Raw genomic sequence first — 23,765 nt, forward strand, 5'->3', positions numbered from 1 at the left:
TATTTCTTTGTATAGGGAAAATATTCAAGTGATAAAGAAAAAACTCTCACTTTTAAACGACTTTTGTCCTGGTATTCTAGTATGTTTACTCATATCAGCCTTAGCTTATGGCTTAGAAGTCGTAGAAAAACAGCTTTTTGGACAATCATGGCTTGAAAGCCTTGTTTTGGCAATTCTTTTAGGATCGATTATCCGTAGTTGTTTTCCTTTGCCAACATATTTTCAAAAAGGTATCACCTTTTGTGCAAAAACACTTCTCGAAATTGCTATCGTTCTTCTAGGAGCAAGCATTAGCATTAACGCAGTCCTTTCAGCTGGCTGGAATTTGCTTGCTAGTATCATATTCGTGATATTCGTAACGATTATCCTGAGCTTTGCCATCGGCCGACTTTTCGGGCTTTCTACACATTTGGCAATGCTGGTCGCTTGTGGGAATGCTATTTGTGGCAATTCAGCTATTGTTGCCGTTGCACCTGTCATAAAAGCAAAACATGACGATGTAGCCGCGTCAATTGCCTTCACTGCTCTTTTAGGAATTCTTATTATTTTATTTTTACCCTTTTTACATCCATCTCTGAATTTGTCATTTAGCCAATATGGTGTGCTTGCTGGCATGGTTGTTTATGCTGTACCACAGGTTTTAGCAGCAACAGCATCTGTCTCTTTTCTGAGTGTTCAAATTGCAACAATTGTCAAATTAGTACGGGTTCTCATGTTAGGCCCTGTTATTTTTACTCTATCAATCATTTATCGCCGATCAGCACAAACACGCTTGCGTTTACATACCCTCGTCCCATGGTTTATCATTGGCTTTATTATCATGATGCTTGTTCGCTCAAGTGGTCTTATCCCTGAAAAGGCTATCAATTCCATCAAATTTATTGCCCAGTTGTTTACTGTTATCTCAATGGCTGCACTAGGATTAGGTGTTGATATCCGATCACTAAAAAAAGCAGGATGGCGCGTCATTTTGGCTTCAACCTGCTCCATAATTATTCTCGGTATTTGTAGCCTGATCATGATACAATTGAATGATTTAAATCATATAACATTTTAAATGTGCATTGATTATTATTTTTTCAACGTAGTATGCAATCAACCCAAAGTCCTCATTATTATTAAAATCAGTTCTTTCATAAACCAGAAAAAGTTCTAAAATACTGCTCATTATTCTATACAAAAAATTGAAAGAGCTGATATTTAAGTGAAAACTGTCAAATGTGCTTTTCAGTCCATAATGATTTGCAACAGGGTAGTATCAAAATACGTAACTCATGCAAAACAATGCCATTTCTTTCATCTGCTCTTATTATGCTGAGTTTTTTATATAAAGACGGATAGAATATATTCTTATTTGGAAAAAATGTGGGGTCATAACTTTTCCTCTTTTAAATTACTTTTACTTACTATGTAATACAAGTGGCATCAAAGTACTATTTGATAGCTTACAAGTTGTGACAACCCTTACATTTAAACGATTCGTGAAGGAGTTTTTATTCTTTTCTTCAACAGTTTTGATTCATACGCTAACTCCGCTTGTAATATACAAGCTAATAACTTTAATTGTTTCACCATAAGTAGATTTAAAATAAGAGAATCTTACAATACTCAAGATACTCATTCAAAAAGTGATAAAAATAAGGATTAAATCAACATCTCGTTCTATCCCATAAAAAGATATTGTTGCTTATTGGCACTAGTAACTTTCTTACAAATGAAATATACGATAATGAAAAGATTAAAAATACAGCAGGACTTTTATTTATCATTTTATTCAACTAAAATATTTTTATGCTTATCCTTGCTATAGATACTGCTTCAATTTATTGTGCTGTTGCGCTTATTCGTCATAAATCTGTTATTGCGCGTATCAATGAGCGCATGAACAAAGGACATGCTGAAAAACTTATTGGGCAGATTACACAAATAATGAAACAAGCCAATATGACGCTTGATCAAGTTGAGCATATTGCTGTCAATATTGGACCTGGATCATTTACTGGTGTACGTGTCGGTGTTGCAACAGCGCGCGCTTTGGCATTAGCACTTGAAATACCTGCTGTTGGAGTGAGTGCTCTTGAAGCGTTAGCAGCACAAGTCATAAACAATAAAAGTACAGCATCGGCAATTACTGTTGTCATTGAAGCAGGGAGAGGGATGTTCTACCATCAAAATTTTCATAATGATCTCACACCTTTGGGAGAGCCGGGATTAAAAACAATTGAAAATATCCTCGAAGATTTGCCCAAAAAAACCCGACTGACTGGCCCAGCTGCTGATATCGTTGTGGAGCATATTAAAAACCATAAAATATACGAAAAAATTGTCCTAGAAAAAATCCCCTGCGAAGCGGCCGATATTGTAAACTATGCTTATCTTGCTGCAAACAAACAATCAAAAAATTCACCTCGCCCACTCTATCTACGCAGCGCTGATGCAAAACAACAAACCAATTTTGCTTTACCACAAAAAAAATAATGCCCAAATTTTCATTGACAAAAAAGAATTTTGGAATTGCTCCGCTACAAGTTAATGATAGTGCTTCTCTTCATCAAATTCATCAGCATTGTTTTACCCCTTCTTGGGAAAAACAAGCTTTTGATAATTTCTTAACAGATCACTCTATCTTCGGATACAAAGCTTTTCTCATTGATCACTCTGATCAAATTTTAGGCTTTTGCCTATGCCGTCTCATCCTTGATGAAGCAGAAATCATCACAATTGCTGTTCATCCTCATTATCGTCAAAAAGGAATTGGTACCTTTCTTATCGATCGTACAGTTCACCATCTTCACGACAAGGGCGCTATAAAATTATTCTTGGAAGTAGAAGCCACAAATCTTTCTGCTTTGAACCTTTATCAACGCTTTGAATTTCAAAAAATTTCTGAACGTCTTGCCTACTACGCGTCAAAAAATGGTCGTGGTGATGCAATTATCATGCAAAAAACTTTTAAGCAAATAGATTGAGATTTGTGTAAAAAACATTTACACATGCGCTATGAATAAAGTAAATCCTAAAAATACGCCTCCTGTTGCTCCTAAAAAGGTTTTTATCAAAACCTATGGATGTCAAATGAACGTTTATGATAGCCAACGGATGACTGATAGCCTCAGTTCGCAAGGCTATGTGACAACACAAATTCCCAATGATGCCGATCTTATTCTTGTTAATACCTGTCATATTCGTGAAAAAGCAGCAGAAAAACTTTATTCTGATCTTGGTCGTTTGCGCGTTATGCGTCAAGAGCGCACACCTGATAAACCCCTGATGGTTGGTGTAACAGGTTGTGTTGCACAAGCTGAGGGAAGTGAAATCTTGCGCCGTGCTCCAACAGTGGATCTTGTTATTGGTCCGCAAATGTATCATCGCTTGCCAGAATTGTTAGAAAAAGCCAAACAAGGGAAAAAAATCATCGAAACAGACTATGCTGTTGAAGATAAATTTGCTCATTTGCCGCCCCATAATAAACATGCAGTAAGAAAACGAGGTGTTAGCGCATTTTTAACAGTACAGGAAGGTTGCGATAAATTTTGCACTTTTTGTGTTGTTCCTTACACACGCGGTGCTGAAATATCACGATCCGTTGAGCAAATTACCGAGGAAGCCCTTCAACTCATCGAAGCGGGTGTCAAAGAAATTACGCTGCTTGGACAAAATGTCAATGGTTGGCATGGACAAAGTGCTGATGGCAAAACTTGGCGTCTTGGCGATCTTCTTTATCATCTCGCAAAACTCGATGGTTTAAAGCGTTTGCGTTACACAACCAGCCACCCACGTGATATGGATGATAGCCTTATTGCCGCGCATCGAGATCTTGATATGTTAATGCCTTACCTCCATCTTCCTGTTCAATCAGGTTCAGATCGCATCTTAAAAGCCATGAACCGACAACACAAAAGCTCTCATTATCTTCATCTTATCGAAAAAATTCGGACGGCACGACCCGATATTGCCTTTTCAGGTGATTTTATTGTAGGGTTTCCAGGAGAAACAGATGAAGACTTTGAAGAAACCATTAAACTTATTCAACAAGTACAGTACAGTTCAGCTTATTCTTTTAAATATTCCCCCCGTCCTGGAACAGTGGGAGCCACAATGAAAAATCATGTTGATGAATCTGTAAAAGATGCCCGACTTCAACATTTACAAGCCCTTCTCCTTGAGCAACAAAATGCGTTTTTGCGTTCTAAAATTGATCAAAAAACGAACGTTCTCATCGAAAAACCTGGACGTCACTCAGGGCAAATGGTAGGGCGTTCCCCTTGGCTTTTACCTGTTGTTGTCGATACAGAAGCCTCTACAGGTAGCGTGATAGAAATTCATATTAAAAATGCAAGCTCAAACAGTTTTGTTGGTGAAGTGACAAATAGATAAACATGCCTCTAATACCTTGTTCAAAAATAAATATTTTGGAAAACTCTTTTATTTTAAAAGCAAATGATTACATCTAAAGCGTGCACTTTTTGTAAAAATTGTCTTTTATAAAATTTACTTAACAAAATGTGCAACATTTATGTAGATATGGAGAATAGGCTGAAAGCTTCAACCGAAAAAATAAAGCGTATTAAAGAAAAAGTAAATATGTCCCTTGAAAAGGCTGATACCTTGAAACAAACAAGCGCTTCAGATGTGAGCCAAGTTGTTTTGATTTTCGAAAATAATAAATATGCAAAAGCAGTTTTTGGTAAATTTGACGAAAATCTCGCTTATATCGAAAAAAAACTCGAACTTAGTATTCATCCGCGTGGTAATGAAGTCTTAATCCGTGGAAATATTTCTGTTATAAAACATGCGCAATATGTATTGCAGCAGCTTTATGAACGTGCCAAAACACATCAAGAGCTCACTTTATCAGATATAAAAGGAGCGATTGCTATGGCAAATATACCAAAGAAGCAGAAAGAAGACACAATAACACACAAATCTGCAACGAAACGTATACCAGCTCGGTTGAGTACCCATAAAAAAATAATTCATGCAAGAACTCCAACACAAGACGCTTACATAAGTGCTATGGAGCATACTGAACTTGTGTTTGGTGTAGGACCAGCAGGAACAGGAAAAACGTATCTTGCTGTTGCTCATGCTGCAATGCTTCTAGAACGTGGTATCATTGAGCGAATTATTCTCTCACGTCCGGCTGTTGAAGCTGGAGAACATCTTGGTTTTCTTCCCGGTGATCTCAAAGAAAAAGTCGACCCATATTTACGACCACTTTATGATGCTCTTTATGATATGATGCCCGCTGAAAAAATAGAACGCATTTTAGCCTCTGGTGTCATAGAAATTGCTCCTCTCGCCTTTATGCGCGGACGAACACTTGCCCATGCTGCTGTTATTCTTGATGAGGCACAAAATACTACCCCCATGCAAATGAAGATGTTCCTCACACGTCTTGGAGAAGGAACGCGTATGATTGTTACCGGTGACGTAAGCCAAATTGATTTGCCTACAGGGCAAAAATCAGGTCTCATTGAAGCAATTCGCATTCTTTCAAATGTAGAAAATATTGCAATTGTGCATTTTGATGAAAAAGATGTTGTACGCCACCCACTTGTTGCTGCTATCGTTCGTGCTTATGATCGTGATTCCGAAATACAAAATAAAAAAAATCATTCGCATGCGATGCATTAAAAAATGAATTTGATTCATCATGATTATTATTGATATAATGATTAAAAGCGCAGGGTGGAATGATGAGAAAATGCTTTATAATATCACTGAAAAAGCATTAATGGCAACTATGCATCATGTTTCATTGGCAAATGTTGTAAGCGAGATTAGCCTGCTTTTTACGGATGATGAACATATGGCACAAATCAATGCACAATGGCGCAACAAAAACAAATCTACTAATGTATTATCCTTTCCTGCTTTTCCACTTAAAGCTGGAAATCGACCTGGTCCCATACTCGGTGATATTATTATTGCCCGAGAAACTGTTGTTTTCGAAGCAGAGAAAGAAGGAAAAACATTTCAAGACCATTTAACACATATGATTGTTCATGGTATCTTGCATCTGCTTGGTTATGACCATGAAACTGATGATGAAGCATATAAAATGGAAAAGCTCGAAAGAGAAATTCTTCAAAAGCTTTCCATAAAAGATCCTTACGCATAATTGTCTATCAATGATAAAATTTAACTTTTAAAATCAATATTACCAGCATACCATTTAAAGCCTCTTATTTATCTATTATAAAAAAGAAAGTCTAGAAGATTTCAAAACCATGGCAAACAAAATAAATGCACAAAATAATAATCAAGCATCTTCTAATAATGAAAAAGACCCCTCTCAGCAGACGAATCATACAGAAAAATATTCCCTGATGAATCATTTGTTTTCATTCTTACGGGGTCGAAATTGTGCATCTACGTCACTGCGCGATGATCTTACCGTTGCACTCACGACTAACAATGAAAAAGATGCCGCCCTCTTCTCACCTGAAGAACGTACTATGCTGCATAACATTTTACGCTTACGTGAAGCACGCGTGGATGATGTTATGATACCTCGTTCTGAAATCGAAGCATTAGAAATAAACACCTCTCTTGGAGAAACCCTTAAATGTTTTGCAAAAATTGGTCATTCTCGTATCCCCGTTTATGCTGAAACTTTAGATGATCCGCGCGGCATGATCCATATCCGCGATATTCTTAACTACATCACTCGCTTTATTATCAACCCAACAAAAACCGAACAAAAATCCGATTTGCTTCAATTAAACCATACAGACTTGCATACTCCAATCGGTGAATTGGATTTGATCCGAACAGTTCTCTTTGTTCCCAGTTCTATGCTTGCAAGCAAATTATTAACACGGATGCAAACTACACGAACTCAAATGGCTTTAGTTATTGATGAACATGGAGGAACAGATGGTCTCGTTTCAATGGAAGATATTGTTGAGTTAGTCGTTGGGGATATCGAAGATGAACATGATAATGTCGACAATGCTATCGTACGTGAACCAAATAATAAATGGCTCGTTGATGCAAGAACTGAACTAGAAGATGTGGAGAAAGCTCTTGGTCCTGATTTTATCGTAGGGGAATATGGTGATGAAGTTGATACTATTGGTGGTTTGATCGTCTCAATTCTTGATCGCATTCCTGCTAAAGGTGAAATTGTCGAAGCTGTACCTGGTTATAGATTTCGTATTTTAGAAGCTGATAAACGCCGGATTAAACGATTGCGCATTTTTCGCATTCCCAAAAATGAGAATCTTGAGAACAATGCCATCCCTAAAGAATAGTCCAGCATTTTTAAGCAATTTCATCGTTTTTTTGTTCTCTGTTACAGGCTGGAAGCGCCAAGCATGGATATTTCTGTGTGGTGCTCTTACTTCTTTTGCACTTCCACCCTTTTATTTAACGCCTCTTTGCTTTTTAACTTTCCCTCTCTTTATTGTTTTACTTGACTCAATACGGGCCACCAAAAACAATAAAAAACATTTTTTTACTTACGCTTTAAGCTGTGGAACCTTTGGTTTTAGTTATTTTATTTGCGGCCTTTGGTGGCTATGCAATGCTTTGTTAACAGATCCAGATTCTTTTGGTTGGGCAGTCCCATTAGCCATTTTATTCCCTCCACTCTACCTTTCTCTTTATTGGTTTTTTTCTGGTTTCATTGTCGGTTTATTATGGACAAAAGGAATAGCACGCTTTTTTGTTTTAGCCTTTGCATTAGGATTATCCGAGTGGTTGCGTGCGTTTTTATTCACAGGATTTCCATGGAATTCTCTTGGCTATACAGCCATGCCAACCCCAATGTTCATGCAATCTGATGCAATCGTAGGACTTTACGGAATGAATATTCTTGCTGTCTTAGCCTACAGTTTGCCAACTGTTTTATTAACGGATGAAAAAAAGAAAGTAGCACTTTCTCTTTGCTTATCACTTATATTCATTCACTGTGGTTTTGGGTTTTATCGTCTTCATACTATAGAAAACACAACTGAAGATCAAAAAAGTGCTTATTGGGTGCGCATTGTTCAACCGTCCATCCAACAAAATATAAAATTGCGTGATAATACACGAGAATCTATGTTGGAAGCGCATATGAAGCTAAGTGCAACGCCAACAACCGATCAAAATTCAGAACCCGATTTTATCGTATGGCCTGAAGCTTCCGTTCCTTACCTTCTCTATGATAATTCATCTATCACAATGCGCATTGCCTCTCTTTTAAAACCTAAACAATGGGCTATTGTTGGAGCAATACGCGCCAGCAATGATCTACCTCATTCCCAAACACAATATTTTAATACAATTGCAGTCATTAATGCTCAAGGTAATATTTTAAATACTTCCGATAAACTTCATTTGGTTCCTTTTGGTGAGTATCTTCCTTATCAGCATTTATTGAAAAAAATTGGATTGCGTACCCTTGCTGATAATATTGGTGGATATAGTGCTGCAAGTGTGCGCAAAATTGTTACAATGCCAAACGGATTTTCTTATCTACCCTTGATTTGTTATGAAGCAATATTTCCCCATGAAATGACTTTCAAAGGCTCCCCGCCTCAAGCAATTATTAATATTACAAATGATGCATGGTTTGGTGTAACACCTGGACCCTATCAACATCTTCAACAAGCACAGCTTCGTGCCGTTGAACTGGGAATCCCCCTCATACGGGCCGCCAATAATGGCATATCAGCTGTTATTGATTCTTATGGACGAATCGTTGTAGCTCTTCGACAAAATGCTGTGGGCATTATTGATTCACAAGTTCCATCATCCATTACCCCTATAGGAAGCAATGAATACAGAACTTTCTCTACTTTTATCTTATTCATCCTTATGCTATTGTGTCGTATTGGTTTTGGTTTTACAAAACAGCTTAAATGATTCAAGTGCCCTTTGTACGGTATTGTGTTGCGTGTACCAGTGATATTGGGAAAAAATATTACATATTGTTTTAATTATATGATAAATCAACTGCGCATAAATATGATGTTGGTTTAGAAGAAAAATGCTGGAAATAAAGAGTTGCATTATGACCGAAACTAGAAAAAAACCTGACCCTATAGATATCTATGTTGGAACTCGTATCCGTTTACGTCGTAATATTTTAGGACTCACTCAAGAGAAACTAGGTGAAAAATTAGGAATTACTTTTCAGCAAATCCAAAAATATGAAAAAGGAACAAACCGTATTGGTGCCAGCCGTCTTCAAGCGATAGCGGAAATTATGGATGTTCCTGTTTCTTACTTTTTTGATAAAGGTATTACCTCCCAACAAGTAGAGGGTTTTGCTGAAAGTGAACACAATTTTATAGACTTTTGTTCTAGCAGCGAAGGGATTCAGCTCATGCGCGCTTTTACAAATATATCTGATGCTAAAGTGCGTCGAAAAATTATTGACTTGGCAAAAGCACTTTCTGAGGAAGATTTGACAAATAAGTTATAAATTAAAATTATATCTTTTCTCTTTTATTCATATACATTTGCATTGACTATTTGCTGTAGAATTAGCAAATGGTGACGACTTTAGTAAGCTATTGATTAAATCGTTGGTTTTCTTTTTTGAAGGAGTTCCTATGCCGCATCAAGATTATCTTTTTACGAGCGAATCGGTATCGGAAGGACATCCTGATAAAATTTGTGATCGTATTTCCGATGAAATTGTTGATATGATCTATAAAGAAGCTGAAAAGACTGGTACTGATCCATGGTTAGTACGCGTTGCCTGTGAAACTCTCGTCAGTGTCAACCGTGTTGTTATCGCTGGAGAAGTACGTGTTCCCGATACGCTATTAAAAAAAGATAAAAATAAAGAATTCATCTATGATGAAACTAGCTTTCCACTCATTAATCCTACACGTTTTCGTACAGCAGCGCGCCGTGCTATTCGTACCATTGGCTATGAACAAGCAGGCTTCCATTGGAAAACTGTTAAAATTGATGTTCTTTTGCGCCCACAATCAGCTGATATAGCAAGAGGGGTTGATAATGCTACGGATCGGCATGGTGAAGAAGGAGCGGGTGATCAAGGTATCATGTTTGGATATGCTTGCCGTGAAACACCTGATCTCATGCCTGCGCCAATTTATTATGCGCATAAAATTCTCAAACTTCTTGCCGCAGCTCGTCATAAAGGAGAGGGAGAAACTGGAAAATTAGGACCAGATGCTAAAAGCCAAATAACCATACGTTATAAAAATGGAAAACCGATAGAGGTCACATCCATTGTTCTTTCAACGCAGCACCTTGATGAAAGCTGGGATTCCAATAAAGTACGTACAGTGGTTGAACCTTACATTCGCCAAGCTTTACATGACATTCCCATTGCAGCTCAATGCAGTTGGTATATTAACCCAACAGGAAAATTTGTCATTGGAGGCCCTCAAAGCGATGCCGGATTAACGGGACGCAAAATTATTGTGGATACTTACGGAGGTGCAGCACCCCATGGAGGCGGTGCTTTTTCAGGAAAAGATACAACAAAAGTTGATCGTTCTGCTGCCTATGCGGCACGCTATCTGGCTAAGAATATTGTTGCTGCTCATTTAGCAGAGAGATGCACCATTCAACTCTCCTATGCAATTGGTATTGCACAACCTTTATCTATTTATCTTAATCTTCATGGAACAGGAAAAGTCGATGAAAAGGTTATTGAAGAAGCCATCCGCAAAATAATGGACCTTTCACCTACCGGCATTCGAAAACATCTTGCCCTCAATAAACCTATTTATGCGAAAACAGCTGCCTATGGTCACTTTGGTCGTAAACCAAAACACGATGGTTCGTTTTCATGGGAAAAAACTGATCTCGTGAAAACGCTTCAAACAATGATCCAAATCCCATGATTAAACATAATATACGTAAGAGTGAAGCATTTTTTGGACGCCGACAAGGAAAACAACTTCGAGACAGTCAGCTTACACGTATACAAATGCTTCTCCCCAGTTTGAATATTGATTTAAATGTCCCTCCTCCCTTAAACCTTACATCCTTATTTTCAAGCAAAGTAAGAGAAATTCGACTTGAAATCGGTTTTGGTGGAGGTGAACATTTACTTCATGAAATGGAATATTTTCCAAAAACCGGTTTTATCGGCGTCGAGCCCTTTATCAATGGCATGGCAAAAATATTATCGTCTCTTGAACAGCATCAAAACCATCAAAATCGTCTTCGCCTCTATAATGATGATGCTACACGCCTTCTTGATTGGCTCCCTGATAACTCGCTTGATGGAATAGACCTCTTCTATCCTGATCCTTGGCCGAAAAAGAAACACTGGAAACGACGCTTCATCAACATAAAAAATCTTAACCGTTTTGCTCGTGTTCTTAAAATAGGGAAATTTTTGCGCTTTGCTAGCGATATAGACAGTTATGTAAACTGGACTTTGTACCATTGTGCACAACATGATCACTTTGAATGGAAAGCAGAAAGCCCTCAAGACTGGAAACTCCCTTATCCACTATGGAGCGGAACCCGCTATGAAGCAAAAGCTTTACGCGAAGGACGAACGCCTGCCTATCTTACCTTTATCAAGAAATAAATGATCAAGCGCTTTTCTCATAAACAACTTGAAAAATTTTGAATTTAAGAGTATCAATAGTTAAATTCTTGGTCTTATGATGAAGAGTGGGCCGTTGGACCCGCTCTTTTTTAATATCATAAAACTGATGAAACCAACTTGGATAAAATGTATGAACGAAGCTGAAAAAATAAGCAATCTTGACGAACCGCGCCTGTTTGAAGAAGATGGTATCGAAGCACAGGTTGCTGCTCTTGTCATACCACTACTTAAACCTTTAGGTTTTCGTTTGGTTCGTGTGAAACTTCTTGGTCAAAATGGTTTAACACTTCAAATTATGGTTGAACGTGCCGATGGTTCTATGACCATAGAAGATTGTGAAACTGTTAGTCGAACAGTTTCTCCCCTCCTTGATGTACAAAATGTTATTGAACGCAAATATCATTTAGAAATCTCATCACCTGGAATTGATCGTCCATTGGTAAGAAAATCTGATTTTTTTCATTGGCAAGGGCATCTTGCAAAAATTGAAACCAAAATAACAATTGATGGGCGCCGAAAATTTCGTGGGACACTTACAAATATCACGCAAGATGGATTTATTTTAAACACTGATAAAGCTGCTTATGGAGAAGCCATGTATACCCCTATTTCCTTTTGTGATATCATAAATGCGCATTTAGTGCTTACCGATGAGCTTATTCGCGATGCATTGAAACAAAATAAAGATTTAAGTCAACAATTCATTGCCGAAGAGAACGCTAACGACTCTATACAGACGCTCAATTTCAAAAAATAATATCACTGGGAAATACCCATCGTGTGGCACAAAGAAGGAGAAAATTGATGGCTACAAGCGCTAACAGGCTTGAGATTCTGCAAATTGCAGATGCTGTTGCACGTGAAAAGTCAATCGACCGTGAAATTGTCATTTCTGCGATGGCTGATGCTATTCAAAAAGCAGCACGTTCTCGTTATGGTCAAGAAACCAATATTCGTGCTGAAATCAATTCTAAAACAGGTGAAATTAAATTACAGCGCCTGCTTAAAATCGTTGATGTCGTTGAAGACTATACAACGGAAATTACTTTGTCTGATGCTCTCAAACGTCAAGCAGAAGCAAAAATTGGTGATTTTTTTGCTGATCTTTTACCTCCTATGGATTTTGGACGTATCGCAGCACAATCTGCTAAACAGGTTATTGTACAAAAAGTACGCGATGCAGAGCGCGATCAGCAATATGAAGAATTCAAAAATAAAGTTGGTGAAATTATTTCTGGTACAGTTAAGCGTGTGGAATATGGTAACGTCATCGTTGATCTAGGGCGCGGTGAAGCTATTGTTCGCCGTGATGAATTAATTCCTCGTGAATCATTCCGCTATGGAGATCGCATTCGTGCTTTTGTCAATGATGTACACCGTGAAACGCGTGGTCCGCAAATTTTCCTTTCACGCACACATCCCCAATTTATGGTAAAACTTTTCACTATGGAAGTACCAGAAATTTATGATGGTATTATAGAAATCAAATCTGTTGCTCGTGATCCAGGTTCACGGGCTAAAATCGCCGTTGTTTCACGTGATGGTTCCATTGATCCTGTTGGAGCATGCGTTGGAATGCGAGGAAGTCGTGTACAAGCTGTTGTTGCTGAATTACAAGGCGAAAAAATTGATATTATTCCTTGGTCACCTGATGCGGCAACATTTGTCGTTAATGCACTGCAACCTGCTGAAGTTTCTAAAATCATCCTTGATGAAGATGCTGAACGGATTGAAGTTATTGTGCCAGATGATCAACTTAGCCTTGCTATTGGACGACGTGGGCAAAATGTTCGCTTGGCTTCGCAACTAACAGGATGGAACATTGATATTTTAACGGAAAAGGAAGAATCTGAAAATCGTCAAAAAGAATTTACTGAACGAAGTAAATTGTTTATGGAAGCCTTAGAGGTTGACGAAATGATCGGACAGGTTATGGCATCAGAGGGTTTTTCTTCTATTGAAGAAATCGCCTATATTGATCTTGAAGAAATCGCTTCTATTGATGGTTTTGACCATGATACCGCCGCTGAAATCCAAAGTCGTGCCCGCGAATATCTTGATCATCAAGAAAAAGAACTTGATGAAAAACGCAAAAAGCTTGGAGTTTCTGACGAATTGCGAACACTTCCTGGAATGACAAGTGCTATGTTGGTTGCTGTAGGTGAAGATGGTGTAAAAACAATAGAAGACTTTGCTGGCTATGCCGTTGATGATTTAGCTGGTTGGAGAGAACGCAAAGAAGGTCAAACACAGAATTTTTCTGGTATTTTAACCCCTTTTGACATTACACGCGCAGATGCAGAAGCTATGGTTTTAGCCGCACGTGTACAAGCAGGCTGGATAGACCAAGCTGATCTTGTTACAAAAAGTCCTGTAGAAGATGAAAATTCTACAGAAAATGAAAAAACAGATGATTTGGATGTGGATACACTTTAAATGAACGAACGGACTTGCATTGTGACCCGAAAAAATGCTTCAGCACAAACGCTGATCCGTTTTGTTATTGGTCCCAATAACCAAATTGTTCCTGATCTTAAAGCGAATTTACCAGGGCGTGGCGTTTGGATTTCTGCCCATCACGCTGTTATTGAGAAAGCAATCAAACAGAAAGCTTTTCATAGAAATTTTAAAACAGATGTTGAGGTTGCACCAAATCTTGTGCATGTTGTTGATACGCTTTTACTAAAAGCCGCTCTTTCAAGCCTTTCCATGGCACGAAAAGCGGGAGCAATTGTTATGGGAGCAACAAAGGTTGACGCTGCTATCCGCTCTGGTAAAGTTATTCTTGTACTTCATGCTAAAGAAACAACAGAAGATGGGAAACGAAAAATTGCACAGGCCATCCATTCAATACAACAACAAACAAATCGGACTATAAAAACCATATCTTTATTTACAAGTGATGAAATGCGAGTGGCTTTTGGCTCTAATCCTGTAATGCACGCGGCCTTACTGGACACAAAAGCTGCTGAAGGATTTCTCAAAACAACATGTAAATTGATCAGCTATCGTGACGACAAGCATAGTAAGTCTAGTGAGATGACGGCCCAAGCCGTGAAGGAAGTACAATGAGTGAAAATAACAACGACAAAACAACCGTCAAGAAGACACTAACTCTCAAGAGGTCTGTCTTGGAAACGAGTACGGTTAAACAAAATTTTAGTCATGGCCGTACGAAGGCTGTCGTTGTCGAAACCAAACGGCGTAAAATTACGCGACCTGATGAAAAAGCTGAAACCCTACAGCCCATTACAAAGCCGCATGTGGCCCCCCAGCGTTCTAAACCGCGTTTTGAGGGAAAAAAGCCTCAAGAATCTGTGACCAAAAGCAATCTTTCATCAACTGAAATGGAAGCGAGACTTCGCGCGTTAGAAGAAGCACATATCCAAGAAAAAATAACGCGAGAACAAGCCGAAGAAGAAGCAAGACGCGCTAAAGAGCGTGAAGAAATTTTACAGCAAGAAATTAAAGAAAAAGAAATACATCTCCAACAAGAAGAAGAAATATCGCCAGTACAGACTCCACCTGTTCCCCCTCTCATTGAACAGACAGATATTCCTATTGCCCCTAAACAGACAACCGTGGTTGAAAAACGCAAAATAGATGACAATAAAGAGGAAGAACGGCATAGTCGACGTGCTAATCCTGCTAAATCAGAAATACGTGTACCCAAAGTTGTCAAAGGAGCTGATGAGCGGAGACGCGGAAAGTTAACTCTGAATAGTGCACTGGATGAAGAAGGAAGCGCACGTGGGCGCTCAATGGCTGCAATGCGGCGTAGACAGGAAAAGTTTAAGCGTGCACAAAATCAAGAACCAAGAGAAAAAATTTCTCGCGAAGTTGTTCTTCCTGAAACGATTACTATTCAAGAGCTCGCACAACGTATGACTGAGCGTTCTGTTGATGTGATTAAATTCTTGATGAAACAAGGACAAATGATGAAACCTGGCGATGTTATTGATGCAGATGTTGCCGAACTCATCGCTGTTGAATTTGGCCATACTGTTAAACGTGTTTTAGAATCTGACGTAGAAGAAGGTATCTTTAATATAACAGATAATCCTCAAAACATGCAGCAGCGCGCCCCTGTTGTAACCATTATGGGCCATGTTGACCACGGAAAAACTTCGCTTTTGGATGCTATTCGTAAAGCAAATGTTGTTTCTGGCGAAGCAGGAGGTATTACGCAGCATATTGGTGCCTATCAAGTAGAACAAAATGGTCAAAAAATTACCTTTATTGATACACCAGGTCATGCTGCATTTACCGCTATGCGTGCACGCGGAGCTCGTGTTACTGATATTGCTGTTCTCGTTGTAGCCGCTGATGATAGTGTTATGCCTCAAACGATTGAATCAATCAATCATGCGAAAGCTGCTGGTGTACCTATCATTGTTGCTATCAACAAAATTGATAAACCAGCTGCGAATGCACAAAAAGTGCGTACAGAACTTCTACAACATGAAGTGTTTGTTGAAACTATGGGTGGAGAAACTTTGGACGTTGAAGTTTCTGCTAAAACTGGTCAAAATCTTGATAAACTTCTCGAAGCTATCCTTCTTCAAGCTGAAATGCTTGATCTGAAAGCAGATCCTCAACGAACTGCAGAGGGCGTTATCATTGAAGCCAAATTGGATCGCGGACGTGGGTCTGTTGCAACAGTTCTTGTTCAAAAAGGTACATTACACCCTTCTGATATTATCGTTGCTGGAAATGAATGGGGTCGTGTACGTGCTTTGATTGACGACCATGGCCGCCATGTCAAAGAGGCCGTTCCCTCTACACCAATTGAAATTTTAGGCATGCAAGGAACACCACAAGCCGGAGACCGTTTTGCTGTTGTCACACATGAAGCAAAAGCACGTGAAATTTCTGAATATCGGCAACGATTAGCACGTGATAAAGCTGTTGCGCGGCAAACTGGTTCGCGTGGTTCTCTTGAACAGATGATGACAAAATTGCAAACGACTGGTGTTAAGGAATTTTCTCTTATTATAAAAGGAGATGTGCAAGGATCAATTGAAGCAATCGCTTCAGCATTGGAAAAACTCGGAAATGACGAGGTTCGTGCGCGTATTGTACATTCTGGTGCTGGAGGAATTACCGAAAGTGATATTTCTCTTGCAGAAGCTTCTAACTCTGCTGTAATTGGCTTTAATGTTCGAGCCAATAAGCAGGCACGTGATTTTGCTAAAACACAAGGAATTGAAATTCGTTATTACAACATCATTTATGATCTTGTTGACGATATCAAGGCTGCTATGTCTGGATTACTCTCACCAGAACAGCGTGAAACTTTCCTTGGTAATGCTGAAATTCTAGAAGTCTTTAACATTACAAAAATTGGAAAAGTTGCAGGATGTCGTGTTACAGAAGGTAAAATAGAACGAGGAGCCGGTGTTCGCCTTATCCGCGATAATATCGTTATTCACGAAGGAAAGCTGAAAACACTCAAACGCTTTAAGGATGAAGTCAATGAAGTGCAAAGTGGTCAAGAATGTGGAATAGCCTTTGAAAATTATGAAGACATGCGCGCAGGAGACATCATTGAGACCTTCCGTATCGAACATATTAACCGCACATTATAAAATAATCCAATAACTTTACTCTGTTGTGAAATGAGAAAAGTTATTAGGTTTTATACACAATATCTCTTTTTCCTTATCTAAATGGTCAAAAAAGAGATCTTGTAGCAGGGATAAAACTTTGATGAAAAATGCAGGGCCATCACAACGGCAACTTAGAGTAGCAGAGCAAGTACGTCATGCAATAGCGCATATATTACAGCGTGATATTTTGCTTGATGATGTCTTGAAAGATATTGTTATTTCTGTCTCTGAAGTACGCATGTCACCAGATTTAAAAATTGCTACTTGCTTTGTATCACCTCTCAGTACTCTTAAAAATGCTTCTCATACCGATGTTGTTGATACCCTCAATAAACATAGTCGTTTTCTCCGTGGAGAAATCAGTCATGCGTTGCGACAAATGAAATATATGCCAGAACTGCGTTTCCGACTTGATAATAGCTTTGATAATTTTTCAAAAATTGATGCCCTCCTTCGCTCGCCTGAGGTTGCACGCGATCTTCACCATAGTGATACAGATGAGGATTAAAGATATGGCGCGGCAACACAAGAAAAAAGGGCGTCCTGTTTCTGGCTGGGTCATATTTGATAAACCAAAAGGAATGAAATCAACAGAAGCTGTCTCACAAATCAAATGGCTCTTCCATGCTCAAAAGGCAGGACATGCGGGTACACTTGATCCTCTTGCTTCTGGTCTCCTTCCCATTGCATTGGGCGAAGCAACCAAAACCGTCCCTTACGTGATGCAAGGCAAAAAAACTTACCGTTTTCATATTGCTTGGGGGCAAGAGCGCTCAACAGATGATTTAGAAGGAGAAATAACGAAAACTTCTCTCATACGTCCAACACAAGAAGAAATACTTGCTCTTCTTCCTCAATATACAGGTGTTATTTTGCAAACACCTCCACAATTTTCAGCAATCAAAATTGCTGGAAATCGTGCCTATGATTTAGCGCGTGAAGGGGAAGTTGTTGACATTCCGCCCCGTGAAGTGGAAATAGAAACTTTCAAGTTATTAGAAATGCCTACCAAAGAGCATTCTATCTTTGAAATAACCTGCGGAAAAGGAACTTATGTGCGCTCTTTAGCACGCGATATGGGACGTGATCTCGGTTGCTATGGGCATATTGCTGATTTAAGACGTATTGCCGTCGCACCTTTTGATGAAGAAGATCTCATTACATGGGAGGAACTAAAAGCGGCCATTCCGCCAAATAAAAACACTACAGATGAGAATAATCGTTCTTTTGAAAAAAACTTCTCAACACTCGATGGGCTCTTAATTGACACAAGCGCCGCATTGGATTGCCTCCCTCACTATATCCTTAATGAAACTCAAGCACAGAGAATTATAAGAGGCCATTCTATCCTCTTGAATCATCACAAAGCACCTCTTGATGAAGAGGAAATTTGTGTCCTCTATAAGGAACAACTTCTTGCTATAGGCACTCTCGACAAAGGTCTATTTAAACCAAAGCGGATTTTCACAATTTAATCGATTCTTTTCCCAACCACCTTTTGCGGAAAGATATTTTTCTCTATCAATTAAGAAAAATATGGTGCTTTTCATTGTCTATATTTACCGTATTCATATCAAAATTTAAGTCAGTGCTATAAGCTAACACCACCACACACTTTTTCCTCTTAATGTCGCAATAATCCTTGCATTTAAAGGATTCATAAAAGGCTTTTTATTTCTTTTTCAATCGTTTTTTACTCATACTTTAGTCCTCGTTTATAATGTACAAGCAAAGATATGGACTGATTTACTCTAAATAGATTTGAAACGAGAAAAGCTTAAGATTTTCAGAATCTATCACTCAACATGAAAAATGAAAAATAACCATTATAAATCAATTCATTAAATATTGAAACAGCAATTTTTTTATGATTACGCTAACAAATTGATCGAAATAATATTAATATATGTAATATTTACAAAAACTGTTTTAACCCTAAGGGAGATGATCAGAGGAAACTTTTAAAAGCATCTCATTGGCTTGGGGTATTGTTTGGCGTTCAATCATACGGTGCACTCTTATACCGTTAGGAGCACAATTTAAATGACGCAGACGCTTATTGACTTCTGCATCCGCTTTTGTGCGACGATGATTATGGCGTAAATAATCTACCCATGTTGGCATATGATAAGCCTCTGTCCAATATTCAGGTCTTTCAAGATCTCGTAAAAGAACCCACTGACGCGCACCATCACGTAATCGAATATGGCGTCGACGCGTCATCACTTTGAGAAACTCTTCAAGATCATTTTCATGAATTTTATAATCGATCATTATCATAATCGGGCCACTTCTTGCTTTGAGGTCGAGTAATAATTCCGGCTCTCTAAAATGATCAAGAGGATTTAAATCTATCTGAGGAATTTCTTGAATTCTAAATTTTACCCCTGCAAGAGCACCAAAAATCAAGAATAAAGAACAAACGCTCAAAGCAATTGTTGGAGAATAACCATCAGCTAAACCTCCCCAGATTGCACTTCCAATAGCCATCCCCCCGGCAGATGCCGTTTGATAAAGAGCTAAAGAACGTGCAACAACCCAGCGTGGTGTAGAGAGTTGTACAGATGTATTAAACAACGATAAGGCCAAAACCCAACATAACCCTGCAGGAAATAAAGCAATATGGCTTATAATCAGTGAACGACTGATTCCCAATAAAAAGCAAGAAAAGGCGAAACCAATAAATGCACTTGCAATAATTGTTTCTGAACGAAAATGATGCCGTACAACTGCATTAATAATACCTGCTGTCATGGCTCCTAACCCAAAACAACCGAGCAATGTACCATAAAGAAGGGCACTTCCTCCAAGAACTTTATGCGCAACAATTGGCAAAAGTGCTAAAATAGAAGTTGCTCCTATACCAAAAAGGAACGCTCGAACCATAATACTTAAGAGATTAGGTGACATCGCAACATAACGCAAACCATCTGAGACAGCTCCTAACAGCCTTTCTCGTGGCAATGAGTTGTTTTCATAATTCGACTTCCAGAAAAACAACGCACCAATAAGAGGAATATAGCTTATAGCATTAAACAAAAAAGCAGCCGATGCCCCTAAAGTTGCAATGATGGCACCACCAATCGCAGGACCAACACTCCGCATCAAATTAAAGCCGACACTATTCAAACTAACAGCAGCAGGAATATTTTCCCTGCTCACAATATCTCCTATCGTTGCTTGCCAAGAAGGATTATAAAAAGCTGTGCCACATCCAATCAAAAACGTAAAACATAACAAAAGCCAAGGTGTTAGAAATCCCATATAGGCTAAAACAGATAAACTCATCGATATGACCATCATCATAATCTGTACACACAACATAATTTGACGCCGATTAAAATTATCAGCTAATGCCCCTGCCATCAAAGAAAACATAACAAGTGGTAATGTTGTGGCACTTTGAACTAGCCCAACCATGGAATGCGAAGAACTAATCAACGCCATTAACCACCCTGCTCCAACAGCTTGTATCAGCCCCCCTAAATTAGAAATAAGAGTAGATGACCATAAATTTCGAAATACCGAATTACGAAAAAGTTTTAATGTTGAAATGCTCTGCATCTTTTCCCTCCAACGCTATTTATCACTTTTGTTACCACTCACACACACTCATAATCTTTGTATCAAAAGGATGCATAATTGTTTAAAACACTTCTCATAAAACTCTATTTAAATCAATATTTCAAAACAAAAGCTTTTATTTAAAGAAAGACTTCAAAATGCTGTCAAGGACTAGTATTTTAACCTTCTTTCCTATATAAGAACGAAAATAGGTAAGAGTCTTCGACTTTTCCTGTTTTCTCACAGACCCTTGCTGAACGACATCTCGGCTATGGGTGGCTTTATGTTTCTTCGTTTTTGGAAAGGATAATACGATGTCGATTACAGCTGAACGTAAAAAAGCTCTTGTCGCAGAATACGCAAACAAAGTTGGTGATACAGGATCACCAGAAGTGCAAATTGCTGTACTTTCTGAACGTATTTCTAATTTAACAAACCACTTTAAATCTCACAAAAAAGATAATCATTCTCGTCGTGGTCTTTTGAAGATGGTGTCTCAACGTCGGCGTCTTCTTGATTATCTTAAAGGAGTTGACCAAAATCGTTATCAGACACTTATAAAGAAGTTAGGTTTGCGTCGCTAAAAGAAAAATGGAAGTGATATTTAAAAAACACCCATTTTTTCAACGTGTTGCTTTTAATTAAAAATTTTAAAAACTGATAAGTTATTATGGGATAGAACTGCTCATCGTTTCGCATTTAAGCAGTTTACTTCTCTTTTCTTGCAACAAAGATAAAAAGTATGTTGTCCACCCCAGATCTTGGAAGTATGCTACGCAAAACCAGAATGTGAGCAATCAAAGATTTAAACACTGGTCATTAAGGATAAAAAATGTTCAAAACGCACAAGATAGAAATTGAATGGGCCGGGCGTCCGCTCACCCTTGAAACAGGGAAAATAGCGCGTCAAGCTGATGGTGCAGTGATTGCTACCTATGGAGAAACGATTGTCTTAGCTACCGTTGTATCGGCCAAAATCCCAAAACCAGACCAGGACTTTTTTCCACTCACCGTTAATTATCAAGAAAAATCCTATGCTGTTGGTCGAATACCTGGGGGCTATTTAAAACGTGAAAGTCGACCAAGTGAAAATGAAACTTTGGTTTCACGTTTGATTGATCGCCCAATTCGTCCCCTTTTCGTTGAGGGATATAAAAATGATACACAAGTTATTGTTTCCGTTATACAGCATGATCTCGAAAACAATCCCGATATCCTTGCGATGATTGCATCTTCTGCGGCATTGACCCTGTCAGGTGTTCCTTTCATGGGGCCTATAGCCGGTGCCCGCGTTGGCTATTGTAATGGACAATATATTCTTAATCCTCATATCGATGAAATGCCTGAATCAAAACTTGATCTTGTTGTTGCTGGAACAGAAAGTGCTGTTTTGATGGTTGAATCAGAAGCACAAGAATTACCGGAAGATATCATGTTGGGGGCCGTAATGTTTGGTCACAAAGGCCTTCAACCTGTCCTTGATGCCATTATAAAGCTTGCTGAAGTTGCTGCAAAAGATCCTCGTGATTTTGTTCCTGAAGATCTTTCTGAGCTTGAAAAAGCGATGCAGAAAATGGCAGAACAGGATATACGAAAGGCTTACACAATTACTGATAAGCAAGAACGTTATGCTGCAATTGATGCACTAAAGACAGAAATCCTCAATAAATTTATGCCAGAACCAGAAAAAGACTGTCAATTTAGTGCAGATCAAATTGCAACCGTATTTAAACAGTTGCAAGCAAAAATTGTTCGCGGAAACATTCTTGATACCCAAAAGCGGATTGATGGACGCAATCTTTCTACCGTACGCCCTATCCAATCAGAAGTAAGTATTTTACCCCGCACACATGGATCAGCACTCTTTACCCGCGGAGAAACACAAGCGATTGTCGTTGCAACATTGGGAACTGGTGAAGATGAACAATATGTTGATTCTTTGACAGGAATGTATAAGGAAACATTCCTTCTCCATTACAATTTTCCACCATTTTCAGTGGGTGAAACGGGACGCCTTGGTTCTCCAGGTCGTCGTGAAATTGGACATGGCAAATTGGCATGGCGGGCAATTCACCCCATGTTACCAACGAAAGAATCTTTTCCTTATACCATTCGTGCTGTCTCAGAAATCACTGAATCCAATGGCTCTTCTTCTATGGCAACGGTTTGTGGAACCTCACTTGCTCTTATGGATGCTGGTGTTCCTCTAGCACGCCCTGTTGCTGGTATTGCTATGGGCTTGATTAAAGAAGGAGAACGCTTTGCTGTTCTTTCTGATATTTTAGGGGATGAAGATCATCTTGGAGATATGGATTTTAAAGTCGCAGGAACAGAAAATGGTATTACTGCCTTGCAAATGGATATCAAAATTGATGGTATTACCGAAGAGATTATGAAAATCGCGCTTGAACAAGCCAAAGGTGGACGAATCCATATCCTTAATGAGATGGGGAAAGCTTTAACCAGTGCACGTGCTGAGCTGAGTGAATTTTCTCCACGAATCGAAGTTATGAATATTTCTGTCGATAAAATCCGTGATGTTATCGGCTCTGGTGGTAAAGTTATTCGGGAAATCGTGGAACAAACTGGAGCAAAAATTAATATTGAAGATGATGGTACCATTAAAATTGCTTCTGCTGATGCTAAAACCATTGAAGCAGCAAAACGTTGGATCCATTCTATTGTCGATGAGCCTGAAGTTGGTGCTATCTACCAAGGAACAGTTGTAAAAACTGCAGAATTTGGTGCATTTATAAACTTCTTTGGTTCTCGTGATGGACTCGTTCATATCTCTCAGCTTGCATCAGAACGCGTCACCAAAACAACAGATATTGTAAAAGAAGGTGACAAAGTTTGGGTTAAATTAATGGGCTTTGATGAGCGTGGAAAAGTTCGGTTATCAATGAAGGTCGTTGATCAAACAACCGGAAAGGAAATCACCGGTGATAAAGCGATGAATGAAGAAAAGTGCGTGGATGAAAAAAAACAACCTGAAAATAAGCGCCGCCGTAAGAAAGAAGAGTAAGTTTTTCCTCTTATCGTATCATGAAATGCCA

20 protein-coding genes are annotated in these 23,765 nt (G+C 38.8%); 19 read left to right on the top strand and 1 reads right to left on the bottom strand.

The annotated features are described in order from the left end of the window. The first annotated feature begins 28 nt into the window (after positions 1-28). The 17 genes from ACFIM6_RS04340 (at position 29) to truB (ending at position 18,620) form a co-directional block, all read left to right on the top strand. Positions 29-1,057: a YeiH family protein gene (locus tag ACFIM6_RS04340; RefSeq protein ID WP_375611803.1), complete on the top strand. Its 1,029-nt coding sequence runs from the start codon at positions 29-31 to the stop codon at positions 1,055-1,057. Positions 1,058-1,791: 734 nt separating this feature from the next. Beyond that, the gene (gene tsaB, locus ACFIM6_RS04345; protein ID WP_375611804.1) at positions 1,792-2,478 is read left to right on the top strand and encodes a tRNA (adenosine(37)-N6)-threonylcarbamoyltransferase complex dimerization subunit type 1 TsaB; all 687 of its coding nucleotides are present in this window, start codon (positions 1,792-1,794) and stop codon (positions 2,476-2,478) included. Further along, positions 2,478-2,969, top strand: coding sequence for a ribosomal protein S18-alanine N-acetyltransferase (gene rimI / locus ACFIM6_RS04350; RefSeq protein ID WP_375611805.1), 492 nt, complete (start codon positions 2,478-2,480; stop codon positions 2,967-2,969). The genes tsaB and rimI overlap by 1 nt, the downstream gene beginning before the upstream one ends. A gap of 31 nt (positions 2,970-3,000) precedes the next feature. Continuing rightward, positions 3,001-4,377, top strand: a complete 1,377-nt coding sequence (gene miaB / locus ACFIM6_RS04355) for a tRNA (N6-isopentenyl adenosine(37)-C2)-methylthiotransferase MiaB (protein WP_375611806.1) — start codon at positions 3,001-3,003, stop codon at positions 4,375-4,377. A 159-nt stretch (positions 4,378-4,536) separates the two neighbouring features. Beyond that, the gene (locus ACFIM6_RS04360; protein ID WP_375611869.1) at positions 4,537-5,637 is read left to right on the top strand and encodes a PhoH family protein; all 1,101 of its coding nucleotides are present in this window, start codon (positions 4,537-4,539) and stop codon (positions 5,635-5,637) included. A gap of 19 nt (positions 5,638-5,656) precedes the next feature. Further along, positions 5,657-6,124: an rRNA maturation RNase YbeY gene (gene ybeY / locus ACFIM6_RS04365; protein ID WP_375611807.1), complete on the top strand. Its 468-nt coding sequence runs from the start codon at positions 5,657-5,659 to the stop codon at positions 6,122-6,124. Between the two features lie 109 nt (positions 6,125-6,233). Next, positions 6,234-7,259, top strand: a complete 1,026-nt coding sequence (locus tag ACFIM6_RS04370) for a hemolysin family protein (protein WP_375611808.1) — start codon at positions 6,234-6,236, stop codon at positions 7,257-7,259. Then, a complete protein-coding gene (gene lnt, locus ACFIM6_RS04375) occupies positions 7,222-8,856 on the top strand; it encodes an apolipoprotein N-acyltransferase (RefSeq protein WP_375611809.1) in 1,635 nt (544 codons plus the stop codon). Before ACFIM6_RS04370 ends, lnt begins: the two co-directional genes overlap by 38 nt. Before the next feature lie 148 nt (positions 8,857-9,004). Further along, positions 9,005-9,418, top strand: coding sequence for a helix-turn-helix domain-containing protein (locus ACFIM6_RS04380; RefSeq protein ID WP_375611810.1), 414 nt, complete (start codon positions 9,005-9,007; stop codon positions 9,416-9,418). Positions 9,419-9,548: 130 nt separating this feature from the next. Further along, on the top strand, positions 9,549-10,817 hold the full coding sequence (gene metK, locus ACFIM6_RS04385) for a methionine adenosyltransferase (RefSeq protein ID WP_375611811.1): 1,269 nt from the start codon (positions 9,549-9,551) through the stop codon (positions 10,815-10,817). After that, complete coding sequence (locus ACFIM6_RS04390; RefSeq protein WP_375611812.1) at positions 10,814-11,515, top strand: tRNA (guanine(46)-N(7))-methyltransferase TrmB; 702 nt, start codon at positions 10,814-10,816, stop codon at positions 11,513-11,515. The genes metK and ACFIM6_RS04390 overlap by 4 nt, the downstream gene beginning before the upstream one ends. 127 nt (positions 11,516-11,642) lie before the next feature. Next, on the top strand, positions 11,643-12,293 hold the full coding sequence (gene rimP / locus ACFIM6_RS04395) for a ribosome maturation factor RimP (protein WP_375611870.1): 651 nt from the start codon (positions 11,643-11,645) through the stop codon (positions 12,291-12,293). A gap of 47 nt (positions 12,294-12,340) precedes the next feature. After that, the gene (nusA, locus tag ACFIM6_RS04400; RefSeq protein ID WP_375611813.1) at positions 12,341-13,972 is read left to right on the top strand and encodes a transcription termination factor NusA; all 1,632 of its coding nucleotides are present in this window, start codon (positions 12,341-12,343) and stop codon (positions 13,970-13,972) included. After that, positions 13,973-14,608 (top strand): RNA-binding protein, encoded by a 636-nt coding sequence (locus ACFIM6_RS04405; protein WP_375611814.1) that lies wholly within the window; start codon positions 13,973-13,975, stop codon positions 14,606-14,608. Then, positions 14,605-17,124, top strand: coding sequence for a translation initiation factor IF-2 (gene infB / locus ACFIM6_RS04410; RefSeq protein ID WP_375611815.1), 2,520 nt, complete (start codon positions 14,605-14,607; stop codon positions 17,122-17,124). The genes ACFIM6_RS04405 and infB overlap by 4 nt, the downstream gene beginning before the upstream one ends. Before the next feature lie 121 nt (positions 17,125-17,245). After that, complete coding sequence (gene rbfA / locus ACFIM6_RS04415) at positions 17,246-17,653, top strand: 30S ribosome-binding factor RbfA (protein ID WP_375611816.1); 408 nt, start codon at positions 17,246-17,248, stop codon at positions 17,651-17,653. Positions 17,654-17,657: 4 nt separating this feature from the next. Beyond that, positions 17,658-18,620 carry a tRNA pseudouridine(55) synthase TruB gene (gene truB / locus ACFIM6_RS04420; RefSeq protein WP_375611817.1) on the top strand — a complete coding sequence of 321 codons (963 nt, stop codon included), beginning with the start codon at positions 17,658-17,660 and terminating at the stop codon, positions 18,618-18,620. Positions 18,621-19,080: 460 nt separating this feature from the next. On the opposite strand, the gene ACFIM6_RS04425 is transcribed toward truB, so the two are convergent. After that, positions 19,081-20,709 (bottom strand): MFS transporter, encoded by a 1,629-nt coding sequence (locus ACFIM6_RS04425; RefSeq protein WP_375611818.1) that lies wholly within the window; start codon positions 20,707-20,709, stop codon positions 19,081-19,083. Positions 20,710-21,023: 314 nt separating this feature from the next. On the opposite strand from ACFIM6_RS04425, the gene rpsO reads away from it, so the two are divergent. Together rpsO and pnp are read left to right on the top strand one after the other, a co-directional pair. After that, complete coding sequence (gene rpsO / locus ACFIM6_RS04430) at positions 21,024-21,293, top strand: 30S ribosomal protein S15 (protein WP_375611819.1); 270 nt, start codon at positions 21,024-21,026, stop codon at positions 21,291-21,293. 248 nt (positions 21,294-21,541) lie between these two features. Then, positions 21,542-23,734 (top strand): polyribonucleotide nucleotidyltransferase, encoded by a 2,193-nt coding sequence (gene pnp / locus ACFIM6_RS04435; protein ID WP_375611820.1) that lies wholly within the window; start codon positions 21,542-21,544, stop codon positions 23,732-23,734. Positions 23,735-23,765 lie beyond the last annotated feature (31 nt).

The sequence above is a fragment of the Bartonella sp. AA9NXGY genome (assembly GCF_042196845.1).
Taxonomy (GTDB): Bacteria; Pseudomonadota; Alphaproteobacteria; order Rhizobiales; family Rhizobiaceae; genus Bartonella.

What these genes read in the sequence shown, in the direction of transcription:
- rimP (WP_375611870.1), top strand. Translation starts at nt 11,643, where the DNA reads ATGAAACCAACTTGGATAAAATGTATGAACGAAGCTGAAAAAATAAGC.
- lnt (WP_375611809.1), top strand. Translation starts at nt 7,222, where the DNA reads ATGAGAATCTTGAGAACAATGCCATCCCTAAAGAATAGTCCAGCATTT.
- ACFIM6_RS04405 (WP_375611814.1), top strand. Translation starts at nt 13,973, where the DNA reads ATGAACGAACGGACTTGCATTGTGACCCGAAAAAATGCTTCAGCACAA.
- infB (WP_375611815.1), top strand. Translation starts at nt 14,605, where the DNA reads ATGAGTGAAAATAACAACGACAAAACAACCGTCAAGAAGACACTAACT.
- miaB (WP_375611806.1), top strand. Translation starts at nt 3,001, where the DNA reads ATGAATAAAGTAAATCCTAAAAATACGCCTCCTGTTGCTCCTAAAAAG.
- ACFIM6_RS04380 (WP_375611810.1), top strand. Translation starts at nt 9,005, where the DNA reads ATGACCGAAACTAGAAAAAAACCTGACCCTATAGATATCTATGTTGGA.
- ACFIM6_RS04390 (WP_375611812.1), top strand. Translation starts at nt 10,814, where the DNA reads ATGATTAAACATAATATACGTAAGAGTGAAGCATTTTTTGGACGCCGA.
- truB (WP_375611817.1), top strand. Translation starts at nt 17,658, where the DNA reads ATGGCGCGGCAACACAAGAAAAAAGGGCGTCCTGTTTCTGGCTGGGTC.
- rbfA (WP_375611816.1), top strand. Translation starts at nt 17,246, where the DNA reads ATGAAAAATGCAGGGCCATCACAACGGCAACTTAGAGTAGCAGAGCAA.
- ACFIM6_RS04425 (WP_375611818.1), bottom strand. Translation starts at nt 20,709, where the DNA reads ATGCAGAGCATTTCAACATTAAAACTTTTTCGTAATTCGGTATTTCGA.
- tsaB (WP_375611804.1), top strand. Translation starts at nt 1,792, where the DNA reads ATGCTTATCCTTGCTATAGATACTGCTTCAATTTATTGTGCTGTTGCG.
- ACFIM6_RS04370 (WP_375611808.1), top strand. Translation starts at nt 6,234, where the DNA reads ATGGCAAACAAAATAAATGCACAAAATAATAATCAAGCATCTTCTAAT.
- pnp (WP_375611820.1), top strand. Translation starts at nt 21,542, where the DNA reads ATGTTCAAAACGCACAAGATAGAAATTGAATGGGCCGGGCGTCCGCTC.
- metK (WP_375611811.1), top strand. Translation starts at nt 9,549, where the DNA reads ATGCCGCATCAAGATTATCTTTTTACGAGCGAATCGGTATCGGAAGGA.
- rpsO (WP_375611819.1), top strand. Translation starts at nt 21,024, where the DNA reads ATGTCGATTACAGCTGAACGTAAAAAAGCTCTTGTCGCAGAATACGCA.
- rimI (WP_375611805.1), top strand. Translation starts at nt 2,478, where the DNA reads ATGCCCAAATTTTCATTGACAAAAAAGAATTTTGGAATTGCTCCGCTA.
- ybeY (WP_375611807.1), top strand. Translation starts at nt 5,657, where the DNA reads ATGATTATTATTGATATAATGATTAAAAGCGCAGGGTGGAATGATGAG.
- nusA (WP_375611813.1), top strand. Translation starts at nt 12,341, where the DNA reads ATGGCTACAAGCGCTAACAGGCTTGAGATTCTGCAAATTGCAGATGCT.